At 62.9% G+C, this 1,409-nt stretch carries 1 protein-coding gene; it reads right to left on the reverse strand.

All coding sequences use genetic code 11. The features are described 5' to 3' along the window. Window positions 1-831: 831 nt before the first annotated feature. Complete coding sequence (locus ACIGXE_RS37745; protein WP_399754692.1) at window positions 832-1,338, reverse strand: hypothetical protein; 507 nt, start codon at window positions 1,336-1,338, stop codon at window positions 832-834. Window positions 1,339-1,409: the final 71 nt, after the last annotated feature.

The following is a 1,409-nucleotide window of genomic DNA, read 5'->3' on the forward strand; positions in this document are numbered from 1 at the left end:
CGGGGGGACATCGCCGGTCATGTGGCAGGAGGAGCGGGCGTGCACTCAGCACTGGCTTGCATTTACTGCGTGAAGGTCTGGGTTCTCGCTGGCGGCGAGAACCCCGATCCTGGGCGAGTCGAGTCTCCCCCGCGCGGGAAAGCGCGTTCCTTGAGGGCCGGGCTTTTCGGCGGCAGCGGCGGTTTATGTTGTCAGAAATTCTTCGGAGGGGGGTCCATTCGGATCGATATGATATCGATGGCCGATTGGGTGGAAATGAGGACCGGAACAGGATTCGGCATCTCGGTGGCCGAAGCCGGGGAAGCTGTAATAGCTGCACCGAGGGCGGCCGCACCGGTGACGAGAGTAAGGAACATATTTCGCATCTAAGATTATCTCCTGTTTTACTGTGGTAGGCACCTGATTAGCACGCTCTGCCAGGGGGCCGGTCGCGAGTATTTCCAGCTCCACCTGAAGGAGGCTGGGCTGCCGGAAAAGTCCGGCAAAATCTTCCCGGTCTGCCGTGGCTGGGTGCAATCCGGAAAGACCCGCTCTGGTATGTGGGTGCTGTCCAGCCTGCTGCTGAATTCGGCCCGTCAGCTAAGAAGCGGGCAAGAGCTCAGGGCGGCGCCGCTGTGAAGCCGTCAGGCGGGCCGGGCCGGCACGGGAGGCGTTTGAGTTCTCCAGCCCGGATACGGGCTATGCCGCGGCATTTGCTTCGGGGTGAGGCCGCCGGAAAGCCCCGGTCTTTGCAGGCAGGGCCCCGGCCGGCGCGCTGGTGTGCTCTGCGCCACCGGGGATCTGCCTGGAGTTGTCCCGGAACCGACCCCAGACTGCTGGGGTCGAAAACGGTCAGTTCTTCCAGCGGGGGTCGTTGGGGACCGTGAGATGGCCGGTGGGGGTGGCGGAGGTGCTCAGGTCTGCGTATACGAGACGGGCGCCGCCCCCCCATGCATAGGCGTCTGCAGTCGCGAGAACCCATTCGGTGTGGCACAGATAGCGCTTGCTGTGGGCGGAGACGGAGATGGTGCCTCCCGTAACGATAGGGGACCGGCATTCATTGGACGCCGTCTCGGTGGTCTGGAGAGCGAAATCCTGCTTGATCAGGTTCGTTTCGGTCCAGCGGATCCCTGACACGCTCTTCGCCGAGTCCGCAGCGTTGCTGAGGAATCCGGCTCCGCGGACGTAGATCTTATCGCCAACGAGCTGGGATTCGAGGCAGCCGTGAAAGTTCAGGCCGGAATTCTTGACATTGAGGACGGGGCTGCCGCAGTAGGAGTTCACCGGATACGACACAGGGGTGTCGGCTACGGCAGGGGACGCGGCCGCCGTCACGGCGAGAAGACCGGCTGCTGCCACAGCGGCCCGTAAGCCTGTCGGGGAAAGTCTCTTACGCACTGAAAGTCACTCCTTGGAAGTATCTGTTGTCT

This window comes from Streptomyces sp. NPDC053431 (assembly GCF_044544925.1).
Lineage (GTDB): Bacteria > Actinomycetota > Actinomycetes > Streptomycetales > Streptomycetaceae > Streptomyces.